Genomic DNA, 1,451 nt, shown 5'->3' with positions numbered 1-1,451 from the left:
TCATGGCTGATACGGTCGTTCTTCCTGACATGACGGCGTACACCCTGCTCTTTCAGAATGCCGTCCTTGAATACAGCCTTGACAGCCTTGCGCACATAGCAGCCGAACACATTATACATGTCGGCAATCTCCTGCATGGTCATCCATACAGTATCGGTCGGCATGGATACCGTTCCGCTCTCGCTGATAGTTATAACTCCTCTGTTCATTTTCCAATAGTTTTTTCGTTCGATAATCTGTTCCTTTCTCGCTTGGCAATAAGCTTATCCATGTCATTTGAAATCTTCTGCTCCGTCACCTGCGCATAGACCTGTGTGCTTGTAATGTCTGCGTGTCCCATCATCTTGGCTATGCTGCCGATGGGAATGTCCTCGTTGAGCATCAAGACTCCGAATGTATGGCGGCTGGCGTGGAATCCCAACTTATTACTTATGCCTAGCACCATTCCAAGGGTATGCACATCAAGATAGATGTCTTTCTTCTCACCCAGTGGAAAAACAGGCTTGCTGTCGTCCGTGGTATTGTAGAGCGAAAGAATCTTCTCGGCTATCGGATGGAGTGGCACGAAGAACTCCACGCCTGTCTTCTCTCTTTCCTTGCGGATGAACTTCCTACCCTCGGAGTTCTCACTGATATGGTGAGGGTACAGTTTCTTTACATCTATATAGGATAAGGAGGTGAGCGAGGCAAAAATGAAACATCTGCGTGCAAGCTCCGTTCGCTCGTCAGCCATCGGGGTAGAGAGCATCTTGATGAAGTCTGCCTTGCTGATATGGGTCATCTTCGGGGCTGCCTTCTTCTCATACCCTATCTTGGCTATGGGATTGAAGCGGATAATGCTCCTGTCCACTGCCTTGTACATCAACATGTTCAGCCAGAGAAGGCAATGGTTCACGTAGCTGTCGATGCGTCCCTGGTCTCGTTTCAGGAATAGCTTGTATTCCTCCCCGAAATTCTCGTCTATGTCCTCAAAGGCGATGTCGTCCTTATCCAACGAATGGACAAAGGCTCTCAGGTTCTTCTGCCATGTCCGCTTGTGCAGAAAGGTTTGTCTGGCTTTTGAGGTTCGATACCATTCCACGATGGTATCACCAAAGTTCAGCAAGAACCTTCCTGTCGTGTCCTTGTCCTTCAACACAGCCTTCAGCATTTCCACGGTGATGATGCCATTGGTGGTAAGAAGTGAGTTGTATTTATCCTTGACCTCAGCAAGGAAACTTGCCAATCGTCCGTTGTCCCTTGCGTTCCGTACCTCTCCCTTCTTGGCGTTCCACTCCTGTGGGGTACAGGATATGCCTGTGGAAATGGCTGCACTTTTGCCGTCAACGGTGATGCGGCAAAGTATGTTGGCTGTTCCGTCTGCCTTCACCTTCTGTCTGTTGATGTAAGGCAAAATTGAAAATGTACTTCTGCTCATAGTTGTTGTCCTTATAATATAATAATGTGGTTGA

The 1,451-nt window shown here is 48.1% G+C and carries 1 protein-coding gene; it reads right to left on the bottom strand.

Annotation, left to right across the window (positions count from 1 at the left end):
- Window positions 1-205: 205 nt before the first annotated feature.
- On the bottom strand, window positions 206-1,451 hold a 1,246-nt coding region (locus GH664_RS23995), incomplete at its 5' end, for a site-specific integrase (protein ID WP_255424998.1).

The sequence above is a fragment of the Thauera sp. 2A1 genome (assembly GCF_009469595.2).
Taxonomy (GTDB): Bacteria; Pseudomonadota; Gammaproteobacteria; order Burkholderiales; family Rhodocyclaceae; genus Thauera.
This window is presented reverse-complemented; position numbering and strand designations above follow the sequence as displayed.